Genomic DNA, 26,201 nt, shown 5'->3' with positions numbered 1-26,201 from the left:
GATGGGCAAAGGCGCGCGCTCTCTCTCACTCGGCGGGTAGCTCGTCCGGGTCGTCGGTGGGCACGCCGTCGGCCGCATCGAGCGTGTCGTCGGAGTCGACCTCCTCCGCCTCCGTCTCGGGCTCCGCCGGCACGATGGCACCGGGCACGGCACCGAGGCCGGGGGAGTAGGCCGGCTCGCCGCCTTCGTCCTCGTCCTCGAAGTCGATCACCGGGGGCGGCTGGGGCGTCTCGACGACGTCCGGCGCCTCGACGACCTTCTTCGGCGACGCGCGCGGATCGAAGGTGATGCCGAGCGGGCCGGCGGGCTTGCTCCGATAGTCGTCCAGGGTGACCGCGCTGACGCGGTAGTAGTAGTGCGTGCCCGCCTGCGCGGAGCCGTCGGTCCAGGTGATCCGGCGCTGCTTGCGGAAGCGGTCGCGGTCGGTCACGGGCACCTGCGTCACCTCGGTGAACGGTCCGCCCGAGTCGGGAGCGCGCTCGACCGCGAAGTAGTCGAGGTCGTTCATGCGGTCGCCGCCCGAGTAGCGCAGCGGCCGGCGCCAGGTGAGCTGGACGCCGTCCGGCGTCGAGGCCGCCGTCAGCGACGACGGTACGCCCGGGTGCACCAGCTCGGGCGGCTTCGGGTTGGCCTTCTGGCCGCAGGCGGCGACGACGATCCCCGCCAACGCGATCGCGAGCAGGGCGTGCGACGGCCGCGCTCTCATCGCCGCCGCTCCGACACCGCCCGCGCGAGCGCGCGCCGGACCTGCACGGGCGCCGTGCCGCCGAGCGCCCGCCGGCGGGCAACCGACGTCGCCGGCGTCAGCGTGCGCACCACGGCGACGTCGAGGAGCGGCGCGTGTGCGCGCAGCGTCTCGGGGTCGAGGTCGCGCAGCGCGGTGCCCGTACGCAGGCAGTGGCGCACGAGGCCGCCGACCATCTCGTGCGCCTGGCGAAAGGGCACGCCGCGCTCGACCAGCAGGTCGGCGAGGTCGGTCGCGAGCAGCAGGCCGTCCGACGCGGCGGCCATGCGCGCGCGGTCGAAGGTCAGCGCGGGCAGCATGGCCGCGAGCACGCGCAGCGCGTCGGCGAGCGTCGCGGCGGCGTCGAAGAGGAGGCCCTTGTCCTCCTGCAGGTCGCGATTGTAGGCGAGCGGCAGGCCCTTCAGCGTCGTCAGCAGCGCCACCAGCGCGCCGATCATGCGCCCGGTGCGGCCGCGCACCAGCTCGGCGACGTCGGGGTTCTTCTTCTGCGGCATCATCGAGCTGCCGGTGGCGAAGGCGTCGGGCAGGCGCACGAAGCCGAACTCGTCGGTGGCCCAGAGGACGATCTCTTCCGCGAGACGGCTCAGATGCACGGCGGTCAGCGCCGCGGCGGCGAGGAACTCGACGGCGGCGTCGCGGTCGGAGACGGCGTCGAGGCTGTTGCGGCTGACGCCGGCGAAGCCGAGGAGCTTCGCCGTGTAGGCGCGGTCGAGCGCGAAGCCGGCGCCGGCGAGCGCTCCCGCGCCGAGCGGCATCTCGTCGGCGCGCGCGCGGCAGTCGCGGAAGCGGCCGCGGTCGCGGTCGAGCATCTCGTGGTAGGCGAGGAGGTGGTGCGCGAGCAGCACCGGCTGCGCGCGCTGGAGGTGCGTGTAGCCCGGCATGACGGCCTCGCCGTGCTTGCGGGCGACGGTGGCGAGCGCCTTCTGCAGGGCGGCGAGCGCGGCGTCCTGACGGTCGCATTCGGTGCGCAGCCACAGTCGCAGGTCGAGCGCGACCTGGTCGTTGCGGCTGCGGCCGGTGTGGAGCTTGCCGCCGACGGGACCCACCAGCTCCGTCAGGCGCCGCTCGATCGCCATGTGGACGTCTTCGTCGCTTCGCTTGAAGCGAAAGGCGCCGTCCTCGAGCTCGGTGCGGATGCGCTCGAGGCCGCGGCGCAGGCGGCTCCCCTCGGCCGGCGTCAGCAGCTTCGCGCGCACCAGCGTCTGCACGTGCGCGACGCTGCCGTCGAGGTCATGGGGCCAGAGCCGGCGATCGATCGCGAGCGAGCTCGTGAACTCCTCGACGATCTGCGCCGTGGGCTCGTCGAAGCGCCCGGCCCAGGCCTTGGCGCCGGCGGACGCCCGCCGCGTGCGGGCGGCGCGCTTCGTCATCGTGCGCCGCGCTCGACGAGCGCCCGGATGCGCAGCCGCAGGCCGTTCAGACGGATGAAGCCGCCCGCGTCGGCCTGCCGGTAGCCGCCGGCCTCGTCGAAGCTCGCCAGCTTCGGATCGTAGAGCGAGCGCGGCGCCTTGCGGCCGGTGGTGCGCAGCGAGCCCTTGTAGAGCTTCAGGCGGGCGGCGCCGGTGACGGCGCGCGCGGCCTCGTCGATCGCCGTCTGCAGCATCTCGCGCTCGGGCGCGAACCAGTAGCCGTTGTAGATCATGTCGGCGTAGCGCGGCACGAGCGTGTCGCGGAGATGCAGCACCTCGCGGTCGAGCGTCAGCGACTCGACGGCCTGGAACGCCTGGCGCAGCAGCGTGCCGCCGGGCGTCTCGTAGACGCCGCGCGACTTGAGGCCGACGTAGCGGTTCTCGACCAGGTCGACGCGTCCGACGCCGTGGCGCCCGCCGATCTCGTTGAGGCGCTGGAGCAGGGCCGCCGGGCCGAGCCGCTCGCCGTTCACCGCCACCGGGACGCCCGCCTCGAGGTCGATCTCGACCTCCTCGGCCCGGTCCGGCGCCGCCTCGGGCGCGACCGTCAGCTGGAACATGTCGTCGTAGGGCGCCCGCCACGGATCCTCGAGGATGCCGCCCTCGTAGCTCACGTGGAGGAGGTTGCGGTCGCTCGAGTAGGGCTTCTCGGCGGTCACCGTGATCGGGATCCGGCGCTGCTCGGCGTAGGCGATGAGGTCGGCGCGGCCCTTCATGTCCCACTCGCGCCACGGGGCGATGATCGTGAGCTCGGGCGCCAGCGCCGCGAACGTGAGCTCGAAGCGCACCTGGTCGTTGCCCTTGCCGGTGGCGCCGTGGGCGACGCTGTCGGCGCCCTCGGCACGCGCGATCTCGGCGTGGCGCTTGGCGATCAGCGGGCGCGCGATCGAGGTGCCGAGGAGATACTGGCTCTCGTAGATCGCGCCGGCGCGGAACATCGGGAAGACGAAGTCGCGCACGAACTCCTCGCGCAGGTCCTCGACGATGCACTTGACCGCGCCGGTGCCGCGGGCGCGCGCGTCGAGCCCCTCGATCTCCTCCGCCTGTCCCAGGTCGGCGCAGAACGCGATCACCTCGGCCTGGTAGGTGTCGACGAGCCAACGCAGGATGACCGAGGTGTCGAGCCCGCCCGAGTAAGCGAGCACGATGCGACGCGGAGCCTGGGACATGGCGCGGTTCCCTAGCACACGGGTCCCGGGTGAACCACCGCGCGAGACGCGTTCAAGCGCGCGGCGCCGTCGACCGAAACACCCTGGGAGACGGGTGTGCGGGTGATGCGATGGTGATGGCGAAGCACGGTGAGACACATCTCTGGCTCCTCTTCCGGGGCGCGCCGGCCGGGATCGGCGTCGCGTGGAGCTGCTGGGCCCTCGGCAGCGCGATCCTCGCGACGCTGGCGACCGACGGCCTCGGTCCCGCCGGGGTGGTCGTCCCGGTCCTGCTGGTGGGATGGCTGCTCGCGCGCCATCTGCCGTCGCCGCTCGAGGCGGCGCGCCGCTATCATCTCGACGACCTCGAGGTGAGCGCGCTCGGTCCGGGCCGCCACGTGCGCCGCGTGCCGTGGAGCGAGGTCAACGGCGTGACACAGGAGCGGCACGCCCTCGTGCTCGCGCACCCCGAGGGGACGCTGCGCCTACCGCTGCCCGAGGTGCGCGCCGCCGGCGCCTGGGGCCCCGTCCTCGCGCGCATCGTGCCCAGCGTCGCCGCCGAGCTGTGGGCCCGCACCGACGCCGGCCCGGTCCGGCTGTCGTCACGCCTCGACCCGCCGCCGCGCTCGCTCGCCTGGTGGGCCTGGGCGCCGGCGCTCGCCGTCTGCGTCGTCGCGGCCGGTATGAACGGGCTCGGCGTCGGCCTCCTCGTGGCGGCGCTCGAGCGCGTCGTCGCCTGGGGCGCGTCGCGCGCCCGCGGCATCGTCGTCGACGGCCGCGGCGTCACGCTGCTCGCCCCGCGCGGCCGCACGTTCATCTCGTGGGCCGACGCCCTCGTCGCCCCGTGCCCCGGCGGTCTCGCCGTCGCCCGCCCGGGCCACGACCCCGGCGTCGTCCCCGCGACGCTGGCGAACTTCTGGGCCATCGCGCCGGTGTGCGAGCTGCGCGCGCAGCTCGGCCCGGACTGCCCGAGCGAGGTGTCGTTCCGGGCACGGGTGGAGGACGGGGCGCTGGCGGTGGTGGGCGAGGTCGAGGCGCTGCACTAGGGTCGCCGCGGCGCCGGGGCCGTGCGATGGCGCCGGCCGTGCCCGTGCCGCGCGCGATCGTCCACGGGCGCGACCGAGCGTCTCACCCCGCGCCGGCGAGCCAGACCATGATCGCCTTCTGCACGTGCAGGCGGTTCTCCGCCTGGTCGAACACCACGCTGCGCGGGCCGTCCAGCACGCTCTCGGTGATCTCCTCGCCGCGGTGCGCGGGGAGGCAGTGCATGACGAGCGCGTCGGGCTTCGCCAGGGCGACGATGCGGTCGTTCAGCTGGAAGCTCTTGAAGGCGCGGCGGCGGGCGGCCGCTTCGCTCTCCTGGCCCATGCTCGTCCACACGTCGGTGTAGAGGACGTCGGCGGCGCGGACGGCGGCGTCGACGTCGTGCGTGACGGTGACGCGCCTGCCGCCGTCGGCGGTGATCGCAGGGTCGGGCTCGTAGCCGGGGGGGCAGGCGAGGACGAAGTCGAAGCCGAGGCGGGCGGCGGCGTCCATCCAGGAGTGCACCATGTTGTTGCCGTCGCCGACGAAGACGACGCGCGTGCCGGCGATGCGGCCGCGGTGCTCGAGCAGCGTGAAGCAGTCGGAGAGCACCTGGCAGGGGTGGTGCAGGTCGGAGAGGCCGTTGACGACGGGGATGCGCGCCGCCGCGGCGAGGTCGTGCACCGTGTCGTGGGAGAAGACGCGGGCCATGACGAGGTCGACCCAGCGCTCGAGGTTGCGCGCGATGTCGCCGGGCGTCTCGCGCTCGCCGAGCTTGATGTCGCCGGGGGCGAGGTGGATCGCGGCGCCGCCGAGCTGCACCATGCCCACCTCGAAGGTGACGCGGGTGCGCAGGCTCGGCTTCTCGAAGATCATCGCCATGGTGCGGCCGGCCAGGCGCGGGTGCGGCGTGCCGGCGCGCAGCTCGGCCTTCAGCCGGCCGGCGAGGCCGAGCACGTGCTCGATCTCGGCGGTGGTGAGGTCCGCGATGCGCAGGAGATCGCGCTTCATGCCGCGAGCGCCTCGTCGAGGATCGCCATGCCTTCGTCCATCTCCGCCTCGGTGAGCACGAGCGGCGGCAGGAAGCGCAGCACCCGGTCCGCCGTGCAGTTGATGAGGAGGCCGCGATCGAGCGCGCGCTCGACGACGTCGCGGCCGGGGCCGTCGAGGATGGCGCCCCACATGAGGCCGGTGCCGCGGACCGCGGTGATGCGCGGGTGCCGCGCCGCCAGGCGCGCGAGCCCGGCCTGGAAGCGCGCGCCGATCGTCCGCACGTGCTCCAGCAGCGAGGGCTTGGCGAGCTCGCGCACCGCGGCGGCCGCCGCCGCGCAGGCGAGGAGGTTGCCGCCGAAGGTCGTGCCGTGGGAGCCCGGCGTGAAGACCGACGCGAGCGTCGCGGTCGTCAGCATGGCGCCGATCGGGACGCCGCCGCCGAGCGCCTTCGCCACCGACATGATGTCCGGCACGATGCCCGCCTGCTCGTGCGCGAAGAGGGTGCCGGTGCGGCCGAGGCCGGTCTGGATCTCGTCGAGGATGAGGAGCAGCTTGCGCCGGTCGCAGAGCGCGCGCAGCCCACGCAGGTACTCGGGGCCCGGCACGACGACGCCGCCCTCGCCCTGGATCGGCTCGACGAGGATCGCGACCGTCTCGGGGGCGATCGCCGCCTCGGTGGCCGCGAGGTCGTCGAACGGCACCAGGCGGATGCCGGGCAGGAGCGGGCGGAAGCCCTGGTGGTACTTCTCCTGGCCCGTCGCCGTGAGCGTGCCGAACGTGCGGCCGTGGAACGAGCCGACGGTGGCGAGGATCTCGTAGCGCCCGCCGCCGTCGTCCGAGCCCCAGCGCCGCGCGAGCTTCATCGCCGCCTCGTTCGCCTCCGCGCCGCTGTTGCAGAGGAAGGCGCGCGCCGCGAACGTGTGCGTGCAGAGCAGCTCGGCCAGCTCGCCGACGGGCGCGCTGTGGTAGAGGTTCGAGACGTGGAGGAGCTGGCCGGCCTGGTGCCGGATGGCCTCGACCACCGCCGGGTGGCAGTGGCCGAGGTTGTTGACGGCGAGGCCGGCGAAGAAGTCGAGGTACGACCGGCCGTCGGCGTCCCACAGGCGCGCGCCGTCGCCGCGGACGAACGCCACCGGGAAGCGCGCGTAGAGACCGATCTCGAACGCGCGATTGCGGGCGATGATCTGCTCGCTGGTCATCTCGCTGCCTGCTCTCGCGGGGTCAGGCCCGTGCCAGCTTGCGGCGTGCGCGCCGGGCGGAGTCGCTCACGACCTGCGTGCCGACGCCCTGGTTCGTCAGCACCTCGAGCAGCAGCGCGTGCTTCACGCGGCCGTCGATCACGTGTGCCTGCCTGACGCCTTGCTGGAGCGCCGAGATGCAGCACTCGATCTTCGGGATCATGCCGGCGCCGATGGTGCCGTCGGCGATCAGCTCGCGCGCCTCGTCGACGCTGAGCGTGGAAACGAGCTCGCCGTCGCGGCCCTTCACGCCGGCGATGTCGGTGAGGAGGATCAGCTTCTCGGCGCGTAGCGCCTCGGCGATCTTGCCCGCCACCACGTCGGCGTTGATGTTGTAGGTCTGCCCGTGCTCGTCGGCGGCGGTGGGCGCGATCACCGGCACGAAGGCGCCGAGGGCCTGGACGACTTCCGGGTTGACGCCGACGACGTCGCCGACGAGCCCGAGGTCTTCCCCCACGGTGCGCTTGCGCGCGACGACCAGCTCGCCGTCCTTCCCCGACAGGCCGACGGCCTTCGCGCCGTGCCGGTTGAGCGCCGCGACGATCTCGCCGCTGATCGTGCCCGCCAAGACCTGCTCGACGATCGCCATCGTGGCCTCGTCGGTGACGCGCATGCCGCGCACGAAACGCGGCGTGATGCCGGCCTGCTTCACCGCCGCGTCGATCTGCGGCCCGCCGCCGTGGACGACGACGGGGTGCATGCCGACGTACTTGAGCAGCGCGACGTCCTCGGCGAACGAGTCCTTCAGCTCCTCGTTCTCCATCGCGTGCCCGCCGTACTTGACGACGAGCACCTTGCCGGCGAAGCGCCGGATGTAGGGGAGAGCCTCGATGAGGATCTCGGCCTTGTCGACGGGCGTCACCGGGCGTTTATGCCTGCTCGGTTTCGGGCGTACAACCCGCGCCGGGCCTAGAGAATGAAGCGCGAGAGGTCCTGATCGGCGAGGATCGGCGCCAGCCGCTCGCGCACCAGGTTCGCGTCGACCGCGACCGTACGGCCCTGCAGATCGGGCGCGTCGAAGGACACCTGATCGAGGAGCCGCTCGAGCACCGTATGGAGGCGGCGGGCGCCGATGTTCTCGGTGCGCGCGTTGACGTCGGCGGCGATGCGCGCGATCTCGGCGACCGCGTCGTCGCCGAACGAGAGCGTCACGCCCTCGGTGGCGAGCAGCGCCGTGTACTGGCGGGTGAGGGCGTTCTCGGGCTCCGTCAGGATGCGGATGAAGTCGTCCTGCGTGAGCGCCTCGAGCTCCACGCGGATGGGGAAGCGGCCCTGGAACTCGGGGATCAGGTCGGACGGCTTCGCGATGTGGAAGGCGCCCGAGGCGATGAAGAGGATGTGGTCGGTGCGCACCGGGCCGTGCTTGGTGTTGACCGTCGAGCCCTCGACGATGGGCAGGAGATCGCGCTGCACGCCCTCGCGCGACACGTCGGGCCCGTGCAGCCCCTCGCGGCCGGCGATCTTGTCGATCTCGTCGAGGAAGACGATGCCGGACTGCTCGACGCGGCGGAGCGCCTCGCGTGTCACCGCCTCGGCGTCGAGGAGGCGCGTCGCCTCCTCCTGCGTCAGCACCTCGAGCGCCTCCGGCACCTTCAGCTTCGCGCGCTTGGGCTTCTTCGGCATGAGGTTCTGGAGCATGTCGCGCACGCTCGACTCGATGTCCTCCATGCCCTGCGGGGTCATGATCTCGAAGGCGGGGCCGGCCGGACGCGTGGTCTCGACCTCGAGGGTGCGCTCGTCGAGCGCACCCTCGCGCAGCATGCGGCGCAGCTTCTCGCGCGTGTCGCTGACGTCGCTGGCGCCGGGACCCATCGCCGTCCGCGGCGGCGGGGGCGGCAGCAGGAGGTCGAGCAGCCGCTCTTCGGCCTGCTCGCGGGCGCGCGTCTGCACCTTCGCCTTCTCCTCCTCGCGCACCATGTTGATGGCGAGCTCGGTGAGGTCGCGCACGATCGATTCGACGTCGCGCCCCACGTAGCCCACCTCGGTGAACTTCGAGGCCTCGACCTTGATGAACGGCGCCTGCGCGAGCTTCGCGAGGCGGCGCGAGATCTCGGTCTTCCCGACCCCGGTGGGGCCGATCATGATGATGTTCTTCGGCGCGATCTCGTCGCGCAGCGGCTCGGGCACCTGCAGGCGGCGCCAGCGGTTGCGCAGCGCGATCGCGACGGCGCGCTTCGCGGCGCGCTGTCCGACGATGTAGCGGTCGAGCTCGGAGACGACTTCGCGGGGCGTGAAGTTGGCCATGACGATCAGGCGGGCGGCGGGGCGGCGTCGGCGAGCTCCTCGATGGTGAGCTCGGCGTTGGTGTAGACGCAGATGTCGGCGGCGAGCTTCAGCGACTCGGTGACGATCGTGCGCGCGTCGAGCGTCGTGTGCGTCACCAGCGCGCGCGCTGCGGCGAGCGCGTAGTTGCCGCCCGAGCCGATGGCGCAGACGCCGTCGTCGGGCTCGATGACGTCGCCGGTGCCGGAGATGATGAGCGACGACTCGCGATCGGCGACGACGAGCAGCGCCTCCAGCCGGCGCAGCATGCGGTCGGTGCGCCAGTCCTTCGCGAGCTCGACCGCCGCGCGCCGCAGATTGCCGCCGACGTGCTGGAGCTTCGCCTCGAAGCGCTCGAACAGCGTCAGCGCGTCGGCGCCGGCGCCGGCGAAGCCCGCCAGCACCTTGTCGCCGTGCAGGCGGCGCACCTTGCGCGCGTTGCGCTTCAGCACCGTCTGCCCGACCGTCACCTGGCCGTCGCCGCCGAGCACCACGGTGCCGCGGCAGCGGACGGAGAGGATCGTGGTGCGGTGCCACTCAAGCTCGGGGGTGCGCACGGTCATAGGCGTCCATCAGCTGGCGGAGGTCGACGTGGGTGTAGCGTTGCGTGGTGGAGAGGCTGGCGTGGCCGAGCAGCTCCTGGATGGCGCGCAGATCGGCGCCGCCGCCGAGGAGGTGCGTGGCGAAGGTGTGGCGCAACGCGTGCGGGCTGGCGCCGGCGGTCGCGCCGGCGGCCTCCACCCAGCGCGCCGTCAGGCGCGCGACGCTGCGGCTGGTGAGCCGTCCGCCGCGCGCGTTCGTGAAGACGGCGCCGGTCGCCGGCAGACCGGCCTGCGCGGCCGCCGTTCGCCACGAGCGCAACGCCTTCAGGGCCGGCCGGCCGACCGGCACGACGCGTTCCTTGCGGCCCTTACCGAGCACGCGCACGGCGCCGGCCTCGAGGTCGACGGCGCTCCAGTCGAGGCCGGTGCACTCCGAGACGCGCAGGCCCGAGGAGTAGAGCAGCTCGAGGATGGCGCGGTCGCGCAGCCCGAGGACGGCGTCGCCGGGCGGGGTCGTGAGCAGGCGGTCGACCTCGTCGAGGCCGAGGTGCGTCGGCAGCCGGCGGCGGACCTTCGGCGTCGCGATGCCGACGCTGGGGTCGGCGGGCAGACGGTCCGTGCGGCGCAGGAAGCGGAAGAAGCCGCGCACCGCGGCCAGCTTGCGCGCGAGCGAGCTGCGGGCGACGTCGCCGTCGAGCGTGCGCAGCCAGTGCCGGATGGTGTCGGCGCGCACGCGACGGAGATCCTGGATGCCGGCGGCGTCGAGGAAGGCGCGGACGTCGCCGAGATAGGCACGCAGCGTGTGTGGGGAGACGTGGCGCTCGGCCCGCAGGTGCGTCGCGAAGGCCTCGAGCGCCTCGTCGTGCGGGCCGGGCATGCCGCGAGGCTTACCAGCGGGGGGTGGGGCGGACAAGGCGAGGGGGAGTGGCGCTACGCGCCTTACTCGGGCGGCGATCAGACGTTCTGTGAGGTGGGGCGGCTCGACCAGCTGCGGCAGCCGCAGTGGGAGTCGCGAGGATGGCGCCGGCTCACGATGTGCTCGGCAGTGCGTCCGTCTCGAGAGGAATTCGCAGCGTACGGAGGCTTGCCATGGCCCCGTCGACGTCGATGCACGTCGTCGCATAGTCCGCGAGAAGCAGGCGTTCTGGGAGTAGGTGATCGTGCTTCTCGCGAAGCTTGTTGGGAACTGCCGAAGCCAGATCCATCGCCGACGGTGGCGGCGACCGAAGCGCTGTCGTCTGCCACTGGCGCAACTTAGCCAACGTCATGCCTTCCACTCGGACGGCTGCCCGCGAGCCCCGCGCCCGAAACCCGGAGCTCGCCAACAGTAGCGCGAGCGTGTCGTGAACGAGGTCGCCGCTCCACGGAAAAAGGACGAGGTCCTGTCCGTCGATCACGACGTCGCGGTCGAGAAGCCCGAGCCTCACGAAGGTAGTCCGGCCTTCGGACAGCAAATCCCTCGCGGGAAGGTCTAGGAAGGCTGGGACGTCGGCGCGTTCGTAGACGGAACGCATGCGTCGCCGGAGGGTTGAGTCGATCGGCGGTCCATCGCCGTCGAAGGGCGGAATCCTTCCGCCAGGCGCGGGTACGACAAAGAGCGTCGAAGTGCTCACGTCGACCGAGACGACGCGCCAGCGCCGTCCGGCGAAGATGAGTAGATCCTTCTCCTTGATCGGGTGCAGTATCGGGAGAGTCCCCAGGGTCTGATTCCCCGCGACGATCCGATACTCGTCTGGCGTCGAGAAGGCCGCGTAGAAGTCCCATCGACCGACCATCCGCTCTCCCGTCAAGCCGAAAGTGAGTGTGCCGTCGTGTGTCTGCGTGAGGATATCCCTCGCACCCAAGCCCCGAAGGAGAGCGGCAAACGCATCGGATCCTACGGTCCCGAAAGGCCCGCCACTACAGAGGACGCGGAACGCATCGTCGGCTCTCACGCCGCCGCATTGCGCCACGAGCGAGAGGATCTGTTGGACGAGTGTCGACAGGTGGAGCGCACCGGATCGGGGAGCCTCGCACCAACCGTCGACCAGCAGCTCGATCACGGCGATCGCCTGGAGCAGCTGCACACGTAGGGCCGCTTCGACGTCGATCGTCGGCTCGAAGGCCGGCTCCTGCACGTAGATGCGCAGCACGGCTGGCTCTCCGCGACGTCCGGACCTCCCGACGCGTTGGCGGGTGGCGGCAACGGACGCGGGTGGACCGAGCTGGGCAACGCTCGCGACGGAGCCGATGTCGATCCCGAGTTCCAGGGTGTTCGTGCATACCGCAGTCAGCGGAAGAGTCCGGTCTTTGAGCGCGGCCTCGACGTCTTCGCGTAGCGCCTTCGAAAGGCTGCCGTGGTGCGGCAGGAATTCGTTGGGGACGCGCTCGTGCTCGCTCAGTCGCCGAAGCACATCCGCGAACTTCTCGACGTTCGATCGCGAGTTGGCGAATACTAGGTTGTCCGACCCGCGAAGTGCACGAAAGAGGTGTCGTGCAACGGCGAGATCCGCGTCCTCGGACTCGTCGTCGGCGCGGCGATAGCCCCGGATCTGTACGCGTAGCTCGCGCGTGTCCGAGTTCGCGACGATCTGTACGACGTGCTTGCCATGGCGCGGTCTCAGGAAATCGGCAGCCAATGCAAGGTCGCCGAGAGTCGCGCTGAGCGCGACTCTCGGCACGTGTGCGCCGCGAACGAGCTCCAGGCGGTGGAGGAGGGACTGCAGCTGGCGCCCGCGTTCTGTGCCGATGAACGCGTGTAACTCGTCGACCACGACCCACCGGAGCGGCGCGAAGAGCGACCGTAGCCGGGGGCCACGCAGGATGAACTGTGCCTCCAGCGACTCCGGTGTGATGAGGAGGATTCCCGCTGGACTCTGGAGCAAGCGTCGCCGGGCCGCCTGTGACACGTCGCCGTGCCAGCGATGGACGGGTATTTGGAGATCGCGGCACAGGCTCTCGAGACGCCCGAACTGATCGTTGATCAGCGCCTTCAGCGGTCCGATGTAGAGGGCGTGTATTCCTCCATCGGAGTTGCGGGACAGGGCGGAGCAGATCGGAAGGAAGGCGGCTTCGGTCTTCCCGGCTGCAGTTGCCGCTGCGACGATCACATCCTCGCGACCGCCGAGGATTGGGGCAATTGCTCTTTCCTGAGCATCGCGTAGCTCCGTCCACTGCTGTTGCCACACCCAGCGGCGCACCAGCTCCGCGAGGAGGTCGAAGGCTGTAGAGCGGTTCGGCGCCAACGGATCAGAGTTTGAAGGTCGTGAACTCGCCATCGCCCTGCTGCGCGCGTTCATCGAGCTCGCCGTCGAGCGGGGCCAAGTCGGGGTTCGTATCTGGGCCTAACTCTAGATCGCCGATTAGGTCCTTCCAGGAGGCGTTGGGGTTCTGTTCCAGAACGGCGAGGAGGTTGACGAACTCGCGGATGGTCGTGCGTGGGGTACGAAAGTAGGCCTCCCCGATGCGGGTGCTGCAGTGCTCCATGAATTTGGTGAGGGCTTCGTCTGGAATCAAATAGCGGGTGGAATCGCCTCCGGCATAGACATGACGAACCTTGCCGAGAAGGACGTATAGGTCCTCTGGCGTCAGGTTCCCGAGGCGGATCACAGGTCCGGTCAGATCGCGGCGTCCGTCGGTTGCGAACCGATTGTCCGAAAGCCGAGATTGGAGCGCGGCGTAGCTGTAGAGGCCGCGCCGCGTATCGGAGAGGAACTCGGGCGTACCGCAGAGGACGAAGCCGATGCCCGTCGCGATGCCCTGCAGCGTGTCGTTCAGGATACGAAGGATCTGCTCGTAGTTTGACGTCCGCGCCTGACCGCTGCCCAGCTTGTAGAGGTTCACCATCTCGTCGAGGCAGATCAGCATTCCGCCGTAGCCGGCGAGACGGACGAAACGGCCTAAGAGCTTCAGCTGATCGTAGACGTTCTCGTCGTCTACTATGGTCCGTACGCCGAGCGCCCTGCGTGCGTCCGTACGTGCGGTGAACTCGCCACGCAGCCAGCGGATCGCATCGTTCTTCAGGGCATCGTTTCCGGTGTCATGGCCGCGCCAGTAGCATTCGAGCACGTGGGCGAAGTCGTATCCTCCCACCATCTCGGTCAGGCTGCCCAGCCGTTCTCGCATCACGGCCGCGGGGTCGGCTGACCGCGCCGAGGCCTCTTGGAGGGCGGTCGTGACGAACCGCTCGACGACGCTGGGAAGGGCTCCGCCGTCTGGTGCCGAACGAGTCGCCATGTTGCGCATCAGCTCCGAGTAAAGGCTTCGTGCGTGTCCACCCGTGGAGTGTAGTCGTCGCTCGGGGGAAAGATCGGCATGGATTGCGACGAGCCTCTTCTGGAGTGCGATCGCCCGAACGAGATGGAGGAAGAAGGTCTTTCCGGAGCCATAGTCGCCGATGACGAGCCGTATCGTGGCACCCTCTCCCGCGACGCGGTCGATGTCGGCGACGAGTGCGGCGAGCTCGGCGGCGCGGCCGACCTGAATCAGATGCTGCCCGCGACGCGGGACGACACCCGCGCGCATGGACTGGATCACGGCGTCACGATCGCGCGGCCGCATGGATGGGGTGTGGGTCATCGGAGCATTACCTCGAGGACGTGTGCGTCCAGGTCGATGGGATCGTCACCTTCGCAGAGCGGAGCATCCGCGATCTCGAATGCAGCCTCGTTCAACGTCTCGATCGCGCCGTCCGGAAGGAGCGCGGCATCGGTAGCAAGTGCTTCGAACGCGGCACGCGAGAGTGAAGCGGTCCCTCTCAGCTTTCGAAGGAGCGCCGAGTGAGTGGGGTCCAGCCCGGCGATTCCGGCTTCGGGCGGAGCGACGGTGGGCGGCGCAGGGTCGTCGGCGAAGATGGCGCCCAGCATCTGTGCGACCCGGACGGACTCAGCGACGCGCTGGTCCACGCGGGCCTGGTCGAGAACGATGCCGCGTTGGGGTGACGGCTCCGGAGGGATCTGAAACCGTCTTTCTGTTCCTGCGGGACGAACCACGTGAGGTCCATCGTGGACGGTCCCATCCCCGGCCATCGCCGCATGGATGTCGGCGTGGACGCGCCCCGGGTCCATATCGAGCGCTTTGTAGACGCGCGCGAGGAGCTTCACGTCGGCGGGGTGGACTCGGGCGTCGCTGGAAACCAGCCGAATGAGGAGAACCCGGATGCCTTCACGCGCATCCGGTGGAAGCTCGCGGAGCCGACGACCGAGTGTCGTCATCGATGGGGGCTTTGCGAGGCTCCAATGGAAGTGAGCGACGAGCCGTCGTCGCTCACTGTCGTCCAGGTCCGGAGCTGCGGCGAGATGATCCTCGACGGCGCGAGCCTCGTCGGGGTGCAGATGCCCGTCCGCCATGGCGAAGACCGCGCAGAGCTGGCTCACGACCGCGACCGCGGCATATCCATCGCTGGAGGCGTCGGAGCGAGGACGGGGGTTGCGAAAGAGGACGACGCTACCGTCCGCTGCGAGTGGAGGCCCGCCGAAGCGGGTATCGGGCTCGATGCCGATGTCCCAGCGGTCGAGAAGCTGTGCCACCGCCACGGACATCGGTCGGGATCGCTCCGCTTGCCCTCCAGCCTCGCACCACAGTCGTATGAGAATCGCCGCTTCGGCTGTGGCGAACTGCGCTGCTGCGGAGGTCGAGCCCGCCCAGGACCGCAGCGGAGCCAGTGCGCTCGGTGCAGCGTGGTGCAGGTCGGTCGGGAGGGAGATGAATGCCTCAGGGGCGTTGCGAGCGTCGGGACGCCGCGAGACAAGGCGCCGGAACGGGTCGAGATCGTCGCAGCAGCCGCTGGCGATCGAGTGCAGCTGAGTCCAAGGCGCACTCACCTGCGTCGGGTCAGGGAGCGCGAGCTGTGCGCGCGCTTCACGTCCCCCGAAGGACGCGCTCGCCGGCCCGTATCGCGCTACAATGCGAGCGCGGTTGGGCTTGATGATGAGGCCGCTGCCGAAGTGGTCGGTGTATCTGCGCTGGAACAGCGCATCGAACTCGGGTGCGCACACGATGAACGATCGCCCCAGCCCCGGTGCGGGATGGGATCGAAGCCAGGCGAGCGCCAGATCGGATGGGATCGGTTTGCCCTCGAGCGCGGCTTGTCCGAGGGCAGCGCGAATGCGTACGGGGATCTCGGCACCGTTTGGACGGCTTGGCACGGTGCCCGTGGGTGTCACCACGTTCCACCGCGCATCGATGTAGTTGAGAAGCCCCTGTGCGTAGGAGGGGAACGAGCCACGTGGGTACAACGTCAGGAGGCGCTCGATCTCCTCCCTGATGGCAGCGACTTCATCTGTACCGACAACCTCGGCTCGATCCTCGTGGAGGAGTCGCCGTTCGAGGCCATAGTAGAACAGGAACACGTAGCCGACATCGAACTCGGAAGAGCATCTCCCGTTCGCAAGCCACGCGAGATACGCGGCTCGGCACTGGGGATCGATGCCGGCGTAGGAGGGTGAGTAGGGCATGCCGTCGCCCGAGACGTCGGCCGCACTCTCGTCGACGGGTAGGCTGGGGTCGATCAGGGCAGGCTCGTGGCCGTGCGTGTTCACCGCGGCCAATCCGGTACCGATCCACAACATTCCCGCCGTGATGCGCCGTTCTGCTATCTCTACCGTCTCGCCGGGTTGCACCCATCGAGCATTCGCGGCCGACGTCGGACGCCGTATGACACTCGGTGCGCCCACCGAGCTCGTCAAGGCAACCCGTGACCGCTCGATCGCTGGTGCAGATGGGGCGAGCGTCACGTCTTCGTCGTCGTGTGGCGTACGATCGATGGCGTCGTCGTGCAGGACGTCTGCGACCACCAGCGGCGCCGCGGTCGCCGGATGCAGGGCTTCGGCGTCGCGCAGTATCTCGTCCGTGAGACCAGCCTCCCGAGCCAGGGCGCGAGCCTCTGCGAGTCGCTTCCATCGTGTCCGGGTCGTCCCGTCTCCGATGCCTTTCGCGAACGCTTCGAGCGCCTGAGCGGACCGCGCTACTGCATGGAAGTACCGAAGGAGGCGGGACGTGTCGGCTTCGTCGAGTGATCCCAGCCTCTGGAGCTCTTCGACCTGCCGGATACCGAGTGCCGCGCGGCTCGTACGCGTCGAAGCTTTGGCGCTATTCCGGCACAACGACAGGCAGTCGTCGAGTATCCGCCGAGCGTTCGCCTCCTGCATGGCACGTAACGAGCGCACGTCAGCATCAGCGCGGTTCTTGGCGCTTCGGTTGTGGATCGCCAGCGCTCCACCTGCGCCGGCCAGCGCGAGCAAGAGCACCTCAGGATGCCGCCCGATCCATTCGACGGCTGCGGCTATCGCAGCCACAGCACCAATGGCGATGATACCGGCGACCCCGATCCCGCTACCTTTGCGCCGACGTCCCATCAGCGTGCGGACCTGCGGGCAGCATGCCAGGGGCAAACTGGCGGGATGGTATGGCGGGGAGTGCCGACCGCATCCAGCCGTTCGACCGCAACGATGCCCGCCCACGAGAGCGAGCTGGCGGGCGGCGCCGCGGTCAACCGATCCACCATGCGGAAAGCACGCTGCACATCGCCGGTAAGGCTAGCAAGTCGATTGCAAACCGGGCAAGCGTACTCGCTGGTGGCGCGAAGCATGGGAGGCTCGCGGGCTGTGCCCCTGCGCCCAAGGTCACTCCTGCGCGAACGCCGCCGCCAGCGCGGCGATCGCCGCCGCCTCGTACGCCGCCGCCGACGGCAGCAGGCGCGTGAATGCGAACGACATGTGCACGTGGCCCGCCAGCCGCGTGTGCCGCACGGCCACCCCGGCCGCGCGCAGCGCGTCCGCGTAGGCGGCGGCGTCGCCGCGCAGGCGGTCGTACTCGGCGCTCATGATCCACGCCGGGGGCAGGGCGGCGTGCGACGCCGCCAGCAGCGGCGACACGCGCGGATCGGTGCGGCTGCCGTCCGGCCCGAGGTACTCGGCGAGGAACTCGTCGATGAGCACGGCGTCGAGGAGGTAGCCGTCGGCGACGTTGCGGTGGCCCTCCTGCGCGAGCGTGGCGTCGGTCGCCGGGACGTCGAGCCACTGATGGCAGAGCCGGGGGCCGCCGCGGTCGCGCGCGCGGAGCGCGCACACGGCCGCCAGGTTCGCGCCGGCCGACTCGCCGCCGATCGCCACCCGCCGCGGGTCGGCGCCCAGGCGGGCGGCGTTGTCGACCAGCCAGCAGAGCGCCGCCCAGCAGTCCTCGAGCGGCGTCGGGAACCGGTTCTCGGGCGCCAGGCGGTAGTCGACCGACGCGACGATGCAGCGTGCCCCGGCCGACACCGCGCGGCAGCGCGGATCGCGCTCGTCGAGCGTGCCGACGCACCAGCCGCCGCCGTGCAGGAAGACGTAGAGGGGATGGGGGCCGACGCCGTGCGGGACGTAGACGCGCACCGTGACGGCGCCGCCGGCCACCGGCACCTGATGGTGCACGACGTGGGCCGGCGCGGGCCCGCGGCGCATGACCACGCCGCCCAGTCCCGCCGCACGCGCGGCCAGCCGGCGGCGGCGGACCGACATCGGCACCGACGGGTCGTGGCGATCGGTCATGCGGGCGACGGCGAGGAGGGGACGGAGGCGGGGCTCGATCGGCATGGCGGCCGTTGGTAGCGAAGCGCTCGCGGCAGGGCGAGGCGCCGCAGGGCGCGTCCGTTTGGTGCCCTGCGCCCGCCGGTGCTAGTCCCGCGCCGTGCACACCCTCGCGCTCGCCGTCACCGCCGTCGCTCTCGTCACCACCCAGGCCGTCGCGCTCACCGGGCGTGAGGTCCTCACCCAGGCCGAGCAGCAGCACGGCTTCTCCACCTGGAAGGACCGCAAGGCGCGCGCCGCCATGGACACCTACGACAAGGGCTCGATGGTGCGCACGCGCGAGATGGAGATCACCGAGCAGACCGATCCGCGCGGCGAGCACCGCACCTTCATCTCCTTCACCGCCCCGGCCGACGTGAAGGGCACGCGCTTCCTCCACCTCTCGCCGCGCGGCGAGCGCGATCAGCAGTGGCTGTGGGCGCCGACCACCCGCCGCACCCGCCGCATCGCCGAGGGCCAGCGCGACGAGAACTTCTTCGGCGCCGACCTGTCGTATCGCGACCTCGAGCTCATGGTCCGCATCCAGCAGTGGAACGACGACGAGGCCACCGCGACGCTGGCCGGCGAGGAGACCGTCGACGGCAAGGTCTGCCACGTGGTCGAGCTCGTGCCGAAGAACGAGGAGTTCGCCTACACCAAGTACCGGCTCTGGTTCGGCACCGACGACCTCTACCTGTGGCGCATGGACGTCTACGAGGACGCCGATAAGGTCGTGAAGCGCGTGGTGCCGAAGCGCTACCAGCGCTTCGGCAGCTACGACATGGCCGTCGAATCCGAGGTCTCGAACCTGCCCGCCGACACCCGCACCGTCTTCAAGATCACCGACGTCAAGTACGACGAGGGCGTCAGCGAGAGCATGTTCACCGTCGGCAACCTCGACCGCGGCTGAGCGCGCCGGTCGGCAGCCGACGCCGTCGACCTCCGCGCGGCGTGCACGCGCTGCCGAGCCCTCACGCCGGCGGCGTGTAGCGGTCCCAGAAGAGGCAGCCGTCGACCGGCCGTCGCTGCGGGCGCGCATGGCGGCCGATCGGCCACCCGATCGGGATCAACGCGCACGACGGGCAGCCCTCGGGCAGCCCGAGGAAGGCGTCGACCTCGCGGCCGACGGCGAGGTGCACCTGCGTCAGCGACGCCCCGAGGCCGACGGCGCGACACGCGAGCAAGACGTTCTGCACCGCGGGGAACAGCGCCTGGAGCTGCGGCGCCCCACGCCGCGTCCAGCCGGCGACGAAGAGATGTACGGGCGCCTCGTGCAGATGGTCGGCGAGATGGATCGCGGCCCGCATGTTGCGGCGCTTCGCCTCGGGATAGGCGGCGTCCTTCGCCGCCGCGAGCGCGGGCGCGATGTACTGGTGGAAGAGCGGGCGGTAGCGCTCGGCCACCCAGCGCCGCCGCGCGGCGTCGGTGACGGCGACGAAGACCCACGGCTGGCGGTTGCCGCCGCTCGGCGCGAAGGTGCCGGCCTCGCACACCTTGCGGATCAGCGCGGGGGGCACCGGGTCGGACCGGAGGCGCCGCAGCGCGCGACAGGTGCGGAGGCCCTCGAGGAGCGGCACGTCCTCGCCGAGGGCGGCGACGTCGATCGCGGACATGGCGCCGGGTGAAAGCATCCCCGCCGGCCGGGTGTCCACCCTCGGGTCAGTCGGCGCCCTGCAGCGTCAGGCGGAAGGGCAGTAGCCAGGCGGTGGGGCCGGGGAAACCGGTGAGGATGTCCACGGTGGAGTCGGTCGTGCGCGGCATACAGCCAACGTGGGCGAGCACGCCGTCACCGCTCCTGGGCAGGGCCGGGTCCGGCGGCACGAGGGCGGCTGGAGTACCGGTGCGCGCCAGCGCGCCGCTCGCGTCCGGCGCGCTGGGGAAGCAGGGTAGGATCGGGTTGTCGGAGCAGCAGGTCTGGTTGATGCCGCCCTTGGGAGCGGGCGTGTCCGCGCAGTCGACGGTGCAGGTTCCCGTGCCGTGGCAGGAGTCGTCCATCGTCTGGCCCGGGCACGGCTTCGAGCCGTCGAGCCGGCGCTCGCCGGTCGAGAGCACGAGCGGCAGGTCGAGCGTGCGGGCCGGCTCTCCGCTCGGCGGGCAGTCCTGCGAGAGCTGATAGAGCGGGTCTCCCAAGGTGCCGGGGACGGTCGTGAGCGCGTCGACCACGCATGGCTTGCCCTGGTTCGGCCCGCCCTGGCAGAGCCCCGCCGAGCCGACGGTGCCGTCGCCGCTGCAGCGCGGGCACACCTGGCCCAGCCCCTGCAAGACGTGCACGTCCGCGGCGAGCGTCACGTTCAGCGCCAGCGCGCCGTGCGCGAGGTCGAGCGTCCCGTCGGGTACCGCGGCCAGGCGCGGATTCAGGCACACCGGCACGCCGTTCGCGAGCAGCGGGAGCGGCGCCGAGAGCTGCTCGGCGTCGATCGCTCGGACCCGGCAGGTCGCGTCGCCGTCGCAGGCGCCGAGGCAGAGGTCGAGGCCGCGTCCCTCGAGGAAGGGGAAGTTGTGGGCCTCGCCGCTAGGTCCGAGGTCGAGGTCGCTGCCTGCGCCGCGCCAGGTGAGCGTGGCGCGCGACGGCTTGCCGGCGGCGCGCTGCGGACAGGGCAGCGGACGGTCGCCGGCCGGGCGACAGCGCATCACCACGCGGCTCTTGCCGCGCCGCCCACGACGGCGCGTGTCGAGGACCAGGGCGCCGGTCTCGCCGGCCTCGGTGGCGACGGTCTCGAGCGTGCTCCACGCTCCGCAGGCCGCGCCGGCTCGCGGGTCCGGCAGCACGAGGTCCGGCAGCCGCGCCGCCGTCGCCTTCGGCACCCGCAGCCGCCGGACGGGCGTCGCCGTGCAGCCCTCCAGGGAAGGCTGCGCGCAGGCGCGCACCGCGACGACGCAGACGCCGTTGGTCGTGGCATCGCGGTCGCAGAACGGATCGCCGTCCGTGCAGGTCGCGATCCAGGCGGCGCGGCGGCGGGATCCAGGCGCCGGATCGACGCCGTCGATCTCCCAGGCGGCGTCGCAGGCGTTGCCGCGCTGCTGCGGCACCAGCCCGGCGGCCGCGGTGGTGGCGAGGGCGGCGAGGAGGCCGGCGGCGAGGAGGGAGCGCATGGGGGGGTGAGCTACGGACCGCCGCTGGGAGGTGTCAATCGCCGCCGGTGCCGTCCGGCATCGGCGCCGACGTCATTCCCCGCGCAGCGCCGCCGCCACCGGCAGGCGGGCGATGCGACGTGCCGGCAGGAAGCCGGCGACGAGGCTCACCCCGAGCGCCGCCAGCGCCGCCAGCGGCAGCTGGCCGGTGGCGAGGTGCAGGTCGAGGTCCCACCCGAGCTGCTGCGTGAAGTTGACCCGCACCCACAGCAGCGCCAGCACCACGCCCATCACGACGCCCCCGGCGAGCCCGAGCACGCCGACGCCGAGGGCCTCCGCGACCACCCCGCGCGCCAGCTGCCCGCGCGTCGCGCCGGCCGCGCGCAGCAGCGCCAGCTCGCGACGCCGGTCGAGCGCGACCGCGAGCAGCGCCTCGGCGAGCCCGAGCGCCGCCACCACCAGCGGCAGGATCTCGAGCGCCGTGGTGAAGCGGAACGCGCGCCGGACCGCGTCCTGATGGTAGGCGTACAGCTCGCGCTGGGTCAGCACCTTGAGGCCCTGGGCGGCGCCCGGTCCCTCGGCGATCGCGCGCCGCACCGCGGCCGCGTCGGCGCCGGGCGCGAGCGTCACGTGGAAGCGGGTGACGGTCGCGTCGTGCCACCAGCGCTCGTAGGTCGGCCGCGCCATGACGACGCTGCCGCGCGGCGAGACGTAGTCGACCGCGACGCCGACGACGGTGGTCGCGAGCCGCCCCGCGGGGGTGTCCAGCACCAGCGGCGAGCCGGGCGCGAGGCCGGTGCGGCGTGCGAGGTTGCGCGACACGAGCACGCCGCGCTCCGCGCGCACCGCCGCCAGCGCCGCCTGCGGGTCGCCGGCCGCGAACACGAAGTCGCCGCGGCGGTCGGGCGCGAAGGCGCTCTCCTCGAGCGCGTCGACGCTGATGCGCTCGCCGCCGAGCACGTGCTCCGCGAGGCGGATGCGCTCGACGCGCGCGACGCCGGGCACGGCGGCGAGCGCGTCGCCGATCGTCGCCGGCAGCGGCGACTCGATCCAGCCGGTGCTCGCCGTCGAGGCGACGACGAGGTCGGCGCGCACCTGGTGGCGGATGAAGTCGAGCATCGACTCCTCGAAGCTGCGCGCCAGCGTGCCCGACATCAGCATGAGCCCGAGCCCCAGCGCGAGCACGCCGCCGGCGAGCGCGAGCGGGTTCGGGATCTGCGCCAGGCGGTCGATGGCGAGCCGCCCCGCGACGCCGCAGAGCGGCCGCAGCGGCACCAGCACCCAGGTCGCCACGCGGCGGGCGTGGCGCATGAAGAGGCACACGAGCGCGAAGTCGGCGAGCAGCGCGGCGGCGTTGCCGGCCCAGGCCGAGTCGAAGCGCACCTGCGCCCAGAGCGCGAGGGCGGTGAGCAGCAGCGTCGCGCCCACGGCGCCGCGCGCCGGCCAGCGCCGATCGGTCGGCACGGCAGCGTCGGCGCGCGCCGCGGCGAGCGGCGACACCACATGGCCCGCGCGCGGGCAGCACCGCCGCGGCGAGCGCGGCGCCGAGGCCGGCGACCACGCCCAGCGCGAGCGCCGCCGGCTCGACGGCGAGCGCGCTCTCGAAGAACGCCATGTTGAAGACGAGCGCCGCCGACTCGGCCACCGTGTCGAGCAGCGCGCGGGCGAGCAGCAGCCCGAGCGGCAGGCCGACCGCCGTGCCGACGACGCCGACCAGCGCCGCCTCGCCGAGCACCAGCCGGCGGATCGCGCGCCGTCCCGCGCCCACGCAGCGCAGCAGCCCGAGCTCGCGCCGGCGCGCCGCGACGCCGGTGGCGATGGTGCTGCCGACGACGAAGATCGCCGCCAGCAGCGCCAGCCCCGAGACCCCGGAGAGGAGCGTGCGGTACGAGCGCAGGTAGCGCTCGATCTGCTCGCCGCGCCGCTCGGGGCGCTCGACGTCCAGCCCCGGCGGCAGCACGGCGCGGACCGCGCGCTCGGCGTCCTCGACCGCGACACCCGGCGCGAGCGCGAGATCGATCTGGTCGATGGTGCGGTCGCGGCCGAGGATCGTCTGCGCGCCGATCACGTCCATCAGGACGAGGTTGCCGCCGAAGGCGCGGCCGACGCCGCCGGCCGGCAGGATGCCGCGCACCGTGAACGGCTGGATGCCGACCGGCGTGCGCAGGCGCAGCACGTCGCCCTTCCGCGCGCCGACGCGGGCGGCGAAGCCGTCGGTCAGCACGACGCTCGACGGATCGACGAGGAAGCCGAGCGGGTCGTCGACGACGCGCTCGCCCGCCTGCACGAGGCGCAGCGTCTTCACGGCCTGGGTGTCGCCGACGTCGGCGGCGAACACCGACAGCGCCTCGCCGGCGGCGGGGCCGTCGACCGGGAAGAACGTCGTCGTGATGATCGCCACCGCCGAGCGCACGCCGGGGACGGCGCGCAGGGTTTCGACGACGTCTTCCGAGAACGGCCCTGCGCCGCGCACCTGCAGCGCGGCGGTGCCGGCGAGATCCTCGACGGCATCGGTGAAGGCGCGCAGCGTGCTCGCGTTCACCACCTCGATGGCGACCACCAGCGCGACGCCGCAGGCGACGCCGGCGACCGTCAGCGCCGTGCGGGCGGCGTGCCGGGCGAGCTGGCGGCGGGCCAGGAGGAGCAGGGCCATCCGGCCGGAGTCATGGCAGGTCGGCGCCGGCTTGCGCCAGCGCGGAGCGCGATGGTAGCCCGACCGACGTGGCGGTCGCGCGCGTGACGGAGATCATCGCCTCGTCGCCGGACGGGTTCCGGGAGGCGGTCGAGGAAGGCGTGGCGCGCGCGGCGCGCACGCTGCGCAACATCACCGGCCTCGAGGTCACCGGCAAGCGCGTCAAGGTCGAGCGCGGGCTCATCACCGAGTACCGCGTCGAGATGCGCCTCATCTTTCTGCTCGACTAGCCGCGTTCGGAGGAGTCCATGGCCGTCGCCCGTCAGACCCAGATCATCGGAGCCTCGCCCCACAGCTGGGAGGACGCGGTCCGCAACGCGCTCGAGCGGGCGAACAAGACCCTGCGCGGCATCACCGGCATCGAGGTGCTGAAGGAGAACGCCGCGGTGGAGGACGGCCGGGTCGCGGAGTTCCGGGCGACCGTGCTCGTGACCTTCGTCCTCGAGGGCACCTGATGGCCGACGCGTCCCCGTCGCGCGGCGGCGACCGCATGACGGCGCTCGACGCCGCGTTCTGGAACCTCGAGCGCACGGGGCAGCTGCTGCACGTCGGCGGGCTCTACACGGTCGAGGGCGGGCTCGACTTCGCGCGCATGCTGGACGACCTCGCCGGCCGGCTGCACGTCATCCCGCGCTACACCCAGCGCGTCGTGCCGGTGCCGCTCGGCCTCGCGCATCCCACCTGGGAGCCGGCGCCGCGCTTCGACATCCGCGACCACGTGCTGCGCCACACCCTGCGCGCGCCGGGCGACGACGAGCAGCTGAAGCGGCTCGCGAGCCGGCTCTTCGCGGCCCCGCTCGACCGCACCAAGCCGCTCTGGGAGCTGCATCTCATCGACGGCTACCGCGGCGAGCGCAGCGCCATCTTCGCGAAGGTCCATCACTGCATGATCGACGGCGTCAGCGGCGTGCAGCTGCTCGGCGTGCTGTTCGATCCGACGCCCAGCCCGACGCCCTATCCGCCGCCGCCCGCGGTGGCGGAGCCGCCGCCGCCGGCGACGCCGGCGCGGCAGGTGTGGCGGGCGCTCCAGGACGGCGCGAGCGCGGGCGCGGCGCTCGCGACCAGCGTCGCCGAGCTGGCGCGTCGGCCCGCCGACCTGGTCGCGGCCGCACAGGAGCTCGGCACCACCGCCTGGCAGCTCGCCGAGCTGGCGCTCGCGCCCGTTCCCGAGACGCCGTTCAACGGCCACGTCAGCATCCTGCGACGCATCGAGTGGGCGACCTTCTCGCTGAACGAGACCAAGGGCATCAAGAACCGCCTCGGCGGCACGATGAACGACGTCGTGCTGACGACGATCGCGGCGGCCCTGCGCCGCTATCTCGAGGAGCGCGGCCTCGTGCCCGACCGCGTCGAGCTGCGCGCGATGTGTCCGGTGAACGTGCGGACGGCGTCGGAGCATCTGCGCCTCGGCAACCGCGTGTCGATGATGGTCGCGCCGCTCCCGGTCGGCATCTTCGATGCGCACGAGCGCTTCCGCCAGGTGCGGGCGGCGACCGACCAGCTGAAGCGCGCCGGCGAGTCGGTGCGCAACGAGCGGCTGCTGGCGGCGCTGGCGTGGCTGCCGGTGCCGCTCCAGACGCAGCTCGGCTGGCTCCAGCTGGTGCATTCGCCGGTGAACACCGTCTGCACCAACGTCCCCGGGCCGCCGGTGTCGCTCTACACCCAGGGCAAGCGGCTCGACGCGATGGTCGCGATGGTGCCGCTGGCCCAGGGCGTCGGCCTCGCCTTCGCGATCCTCAGCTACGCCGACACGATCACGATCTGCGCCTCGTTCGATCCGGCCCTGCTGCGCGACGGCGAGCGCATCGTCGAGCACCTCCAGACGAGCTTCGAGGAGCTGCGCACGCTCGCCGGCGTCGAGCGCGTCGAGCGCCAGGCGCCGGTGCGGCCCGAGCGGCAGCGCCGTCCAGGCGGCTCGTCGAGCCGGGTGGCCTGAGCGCCGTGCCCGACCTGGTCGCGTTCGCCGCCCTCGATTGGGAGGCGCGGGCGATGTGCGATGCCCTGGGCGGCGTCGAGCCGGCGCGCGCCGCACTCGCGTGGCAGGGACACCTCGGCGACGCCACGACCTGTCTCGTCCTCCAGATCGGCATCGGCCCGGCGCGCGCCGCGGCGGCGGCCGCCGCGGCGCCGGCGGCGCAGGCCCTCGTCTCGGTCGGCTGTGCGGGGGCGCTGGTCGCGCCGCTCGCGGCGGGCGACGCGCTCGCCGCGGGCGAGGTTCTGGCGGTGGACGCGGCAGGCGCGGTGGCGGCCCGCCTGCCGGCCGACGCCGCCGGGCCGTCGCCTGGGCGGCGGCGCGCGGCATGACGTTACCCGCGGTGCCGATCGCCTCGGGGCACGTGGTGGTCGGCGGCGCCGTCGCCAAGGCGCGGCTCGCCGCCACGGGCGCGGTGGCGGTCGAGATGGAGGAGCGCCGCGATCGCGGCCGAGGCGCAGCGGCGCGGCGTGCCGTTCGTCGGCCTGCGCGTCGTGCTCGACGGGCCCGAGGACGGCGTGCCGTCGCTGGACGGCGCGGTCGACGAGGCGACCGGCGCGCTGCGTCGCTGCGGGCCGCGGCC

At 72.2% G+C, this 26,201-nt stretch carries 22 protein-coding genes and 1 pseudogene; 6 read left to right on the top strand and 17 right to left on the bottom strand.

What is annotated here, in order from left to right:
- Window positions 1-25: 25 nt before the first annotated feature.
- From KIT14_20100 to KIT14_20090, 3 genes are read right to left on the bottom strand one after another with little or no spacing between them, the layout of a single operon-like run.
- Window positions 26-706 (bottom strand): fibronectin type III domain-containing protein, encoded by a 681-nt coding sequence (locus tag KIT14_20100; GenBank protein MCW5892822.1) that lies wholly within the window; start codon window positions 704-706, stop codon window positions 26-28.
- Window positions 703-2,115 (bottom strand): argininosuccinate lyase, encoded by a 1,413-nt coding sequence (gene argH, locus KIT14_20095; protein MCW5892821.1) that lies wholly within the window; start codon window positions 2,113-2,115, stop codon window positions 703-705. Before argH ends, KIT14_20100 begins: the two co-directional genes overlap by 4 nt.
- Complete coding sequence (locus tag KIT14_20090; protein MCW5892820.1) at window positions 2,112-3,323, bottom strand: argininosuccinate synthase; 1,212 nt, start codon at window positions 3,321-3,323, stop codon at window positions 2,112-2,114. Before KIT14_20090 ends, argH begins: the two co-directional genes overlap by 4 nt.
- Before the next feature lie 116 nt (window positions 3,324-3,439).
- Here KIT14_20090 and KIT14_20085 point away from each other — a divergent pair, with 116 nt between their 5' ends.
- Window positions 3,440-4,348: a hypothetical protein gene (locus KIT14_20085; GenBank protein MCW5892819.1), complete on the top strand. Its 909-nt coding sequence runs from the start codon at window positions 3,440-3,442 to the stop codon at window positions 4,346-4,348.
- A gap of 82 nt (window positions 4,349-4,430) precedes the next feature.
- Here KIT14_20085 and argF read toward each other — a convergent pair whose 3' ends face one another.
- The 10 genes from argF to KIT14_20035 all read right to left on the bottom strand — a co-directional run bounded on the left by argF (window position 4,431) and on the right by KIT14_20035 (window position 17,909).
- Complete coding sequence (gene argF / locus KIT14_20080) at window positions 4,431-5,336, bottom strand: ornithine carbamoyltransferase (protein ID MCW5892818.1); 906 nt, start codon at window positions 5,334-5,336, stop codon at window positions 4,431-4,433.
- Complete coding sequence (locus tag KIT14_20075; GenBank protein MCW5892817.1) at window positions 5,333-6,517, bottom strand: aspartate aminotransferase family protein; 1,185 nt, start codon at window positions 6,515-6,517, stop codon at window positions 5,333-5,335. Before KIT14_20075 ends, argF begins: the two co-directional genes overlap by 4 nt.
- Before the next feature lie 22 nt (window positions 6,518-6,539).
- Window positions 6,540-7,418: an acetylglutamate kinase gene (gene argB / locus KIT14_20070; GenBank protein ID MCW5892816.1), complete on the bottom strand. Its 879-nt coding sequence runs from the start codon at window positions 7,416-7,418 to the stop codon at window positions 6,540-6,542.
- Window positions 7,419-7,465: 47 nt separating this feature from the next.
- Window positions 7,466-8,800, bottom strand: a complete 1,335-nt coding sequence (hslU, locus tag KIT14_20065; protein MCW5892815.1) for an ATP-dependent protease ATPase subunit HslU — start codon at window positions 8,798-8,800, stop codon at window positions 7,466-7,468.
- A gap of 5 nt (window positions 8,801-8,805) precedes the next feature.
- On the bottom strand, window positions 8,806-9,381 hold the full coding sequence (gene hslV / locus KIT14_20060) for an ATP-dependent protease subunit HslV (protein ID MCW5892814.1): 576 nt from the start codon (window positions 9,379-9,381) through the stop codon (window positions 8,806-8,808).
- Window positions 9,356-10,237, bottom strand: coding sequence for a tyrosine recombinase XerC (locus tag KIT14_20055; GenBank protein ID MCW5892813.1), 882 nt, complete (start codon window positions 10,235-10,237; stop codon window positions 9,356-9,358). Before KIT14_20055 ends, hslV begins: the two co-directional genes overlap by 26 nt.
- Window positions 10,238-10,388: 151 nt before the next feature.
- The gene (locus KIT14_20050; GenBank protein MCW5892812.1) at window positions 10,389-12,617 is read right to left on the bottom strand and encodes a DEAD/DEAH box helicase; all 2,229 of its coding nucleotides are present in this window, start codon (window positions 12,615-12,617) and stop codon (window positions 10,389-10,391) included.
- Window positions 12,589-13,917 (bottom strand): ATP-binding protein, encoded by a 1,329-nt coding sequence (locus tag KIT14_20045; protein ID MCW5892811.1) that lies wholly within the window; start codon window positions 13,915-13,917, stop codon window positions 12,589-12,591. Before KIT14_20045 ends, KIT14_20050 begins: the two co-directional genes overlap by 29 nt.
- A complete protein-coding gene (locus KIT14_20040) occupies window positions 13,914-16,694 on the bottom strand; it encodes a TerB N-terminal domain-containing protein (protein ID MCW5892810.1) in 2,781 nt (926 codons plus the stop codon). The genes KIT14_20045 and KIT14_20040 overlap by 4 nt, the downstream gene beginning before the upstream one ends.
- Before the next feature lie 267 nt (window positions 16,695-16,961).
- Window positions 16,962-17,909 (bottom strand): alpha/beta hydrolase, encoded by a 948-nt coding sequence (locus KIT14_20035; GenBank protein MCW5892809.1) that lies wholly within the window; start codon window positions 17,907-17,909, stop codon window positions 16,962-16,964.
- Window positions 17,910-18,003: 94 nt separating this feature from the next.
- Between KIT14_20035 and KIT14_20030 the strand changes: the two genes are divergently transcribed.
- Window positions 18,004-18,792, top strand: a complete 789-nt coding sequence (locus KIT14_20030) for an outer membrane lipoprotein-sorting protein (protein ID MCW5892808.1) — start codon at window positions 18,004-18,006, stop codon at window positions 18,790-18,792.
- A gap of 61 nt (window positions 18,793-18,853) precedes the next feature.
- On the opposite strand, the gene KIT14_20025 is transcribed toward KIT14_20030, so the two are convergent.
- The 4 genes and pseudogenes from KIT14_20025 to KIT14_20010 form a co-directional block, all read right to left on the bottom strand.
- Entirely contained in the window at window positions 18,854-19,495 is a 642-nt protein-coding gene (locus KIT14_20025; GenBank protein ID MCW5892807.1) for a nitroreductase family protein, read from the bottom strand.
- A gap of 46 nt (window positions 19,496-19,541) precedes the next feature.
- The gene (locus KIT14_20020; protein MCW5892806.1) at window positions 19,542-20,975 is read right to left on the bottom strand and encodes a hypothetical protein; all 1,434 of its coding nucleotides are present in this window, start codon (window positions 20,973-20,975) and stop codon (window positions 19,542-19,544) included.
- 72 nt (window positions 20,976-21,047) lie between these two features.
- Window positions 21,048-22,382, bottom strand: a complete 1,335-nt coding sequence (locus KIT14_20015) for an ABC transporter permease (GenBank protein ID MCW5892805.1) — start codon at window positions 22,380-22,382, stop codon at window positions 21,048-21,050.
- A gap of 532 nt (window positions 22,383-22,914) precedes the next feature.
- Window positions 22,915-23,607: pseudogene (locus KIT14_20010) on the bottom strand (ABC transporter permease).
- A 68-nt stretch (window positions 23,608-23,675) separates the two neighbouring features.
- On the opposite strand from KIT14_20010, the gene KIT14_20005 reads away from it, so the two are divergent.
- The 4 genes from KIT14_20005 to KIT14_19990 are packed head-to-tail and all read left to right on the top strand — an operon-like array spanning window position 23,676 to window position 25,950.
- Window positions 23,676-23,876, top strand: coding sequence for a dodecin domain-containing protein (locus KIT14_20005; GenBank protein ID MCW5892804.1), 201 nt, complete (start codon window positions 23,676-23,678; stop codon window positions 23,874-23,876).
- Window positions 23,877-23,894: 18 nt separating this feature from the next.
- The gene (locus KIT14_20000; GenBank protein MCW5892803.1) at window positions 23,895-24,101 is read left to right on the top strand and encodes a dodecin domain-containing protein; all 207 of its coding nucleotides are present in this window, start codon (window positions 23,895-23,897) and stop codon (window positions 24,099-24,101) included.
- Window positions 24,101-25,582 carry a wax ester/triacylglycerol synthase family O-acyltransferase gene (locus KIT14_19995; protein ID MCW5892802.1) on the top strand — a complete coding sequence of 494 codons (1,482 nt, stop codon included), beginning with the start codon at window positions 24,101-24,103 and terminating at the stop codon, window positions 25,580-25,582. The genes KIT14_20000 and KIT14_19995 overlap by 1 nt, the downstream gene beginning before the upstream one ends.
- 5 nt (window positions 25,583-25,587) lie before the next feature.
- Window positions 25,588-25,950 carry a hypothetical protein gene (locus KIT14_19990; GenBank protein ID MCW5892801.1) on the top strand — a complete coding sequence of 121 codons (363 nt, stop codon included), beginning with the start codon at window positions 25,588-25,590 and terminating at the stop codon, window positions 25,948-25,950.
- Window positions 25,951-26,201 lie beyond the last annotated feature (251 nt).

This window comes from bacterium (genome assembly GCA_026129405.1).
Taxonomy (GTDB): domain Bacteria; phylum Desulfobacterota; class Binatia; order DP-6; family DP-6; genus JAHCID01.
Note: the sequence above shows the minus strand (reverse complement) of the source record. Positions and strands in the feature narration are given on the sequence as shown.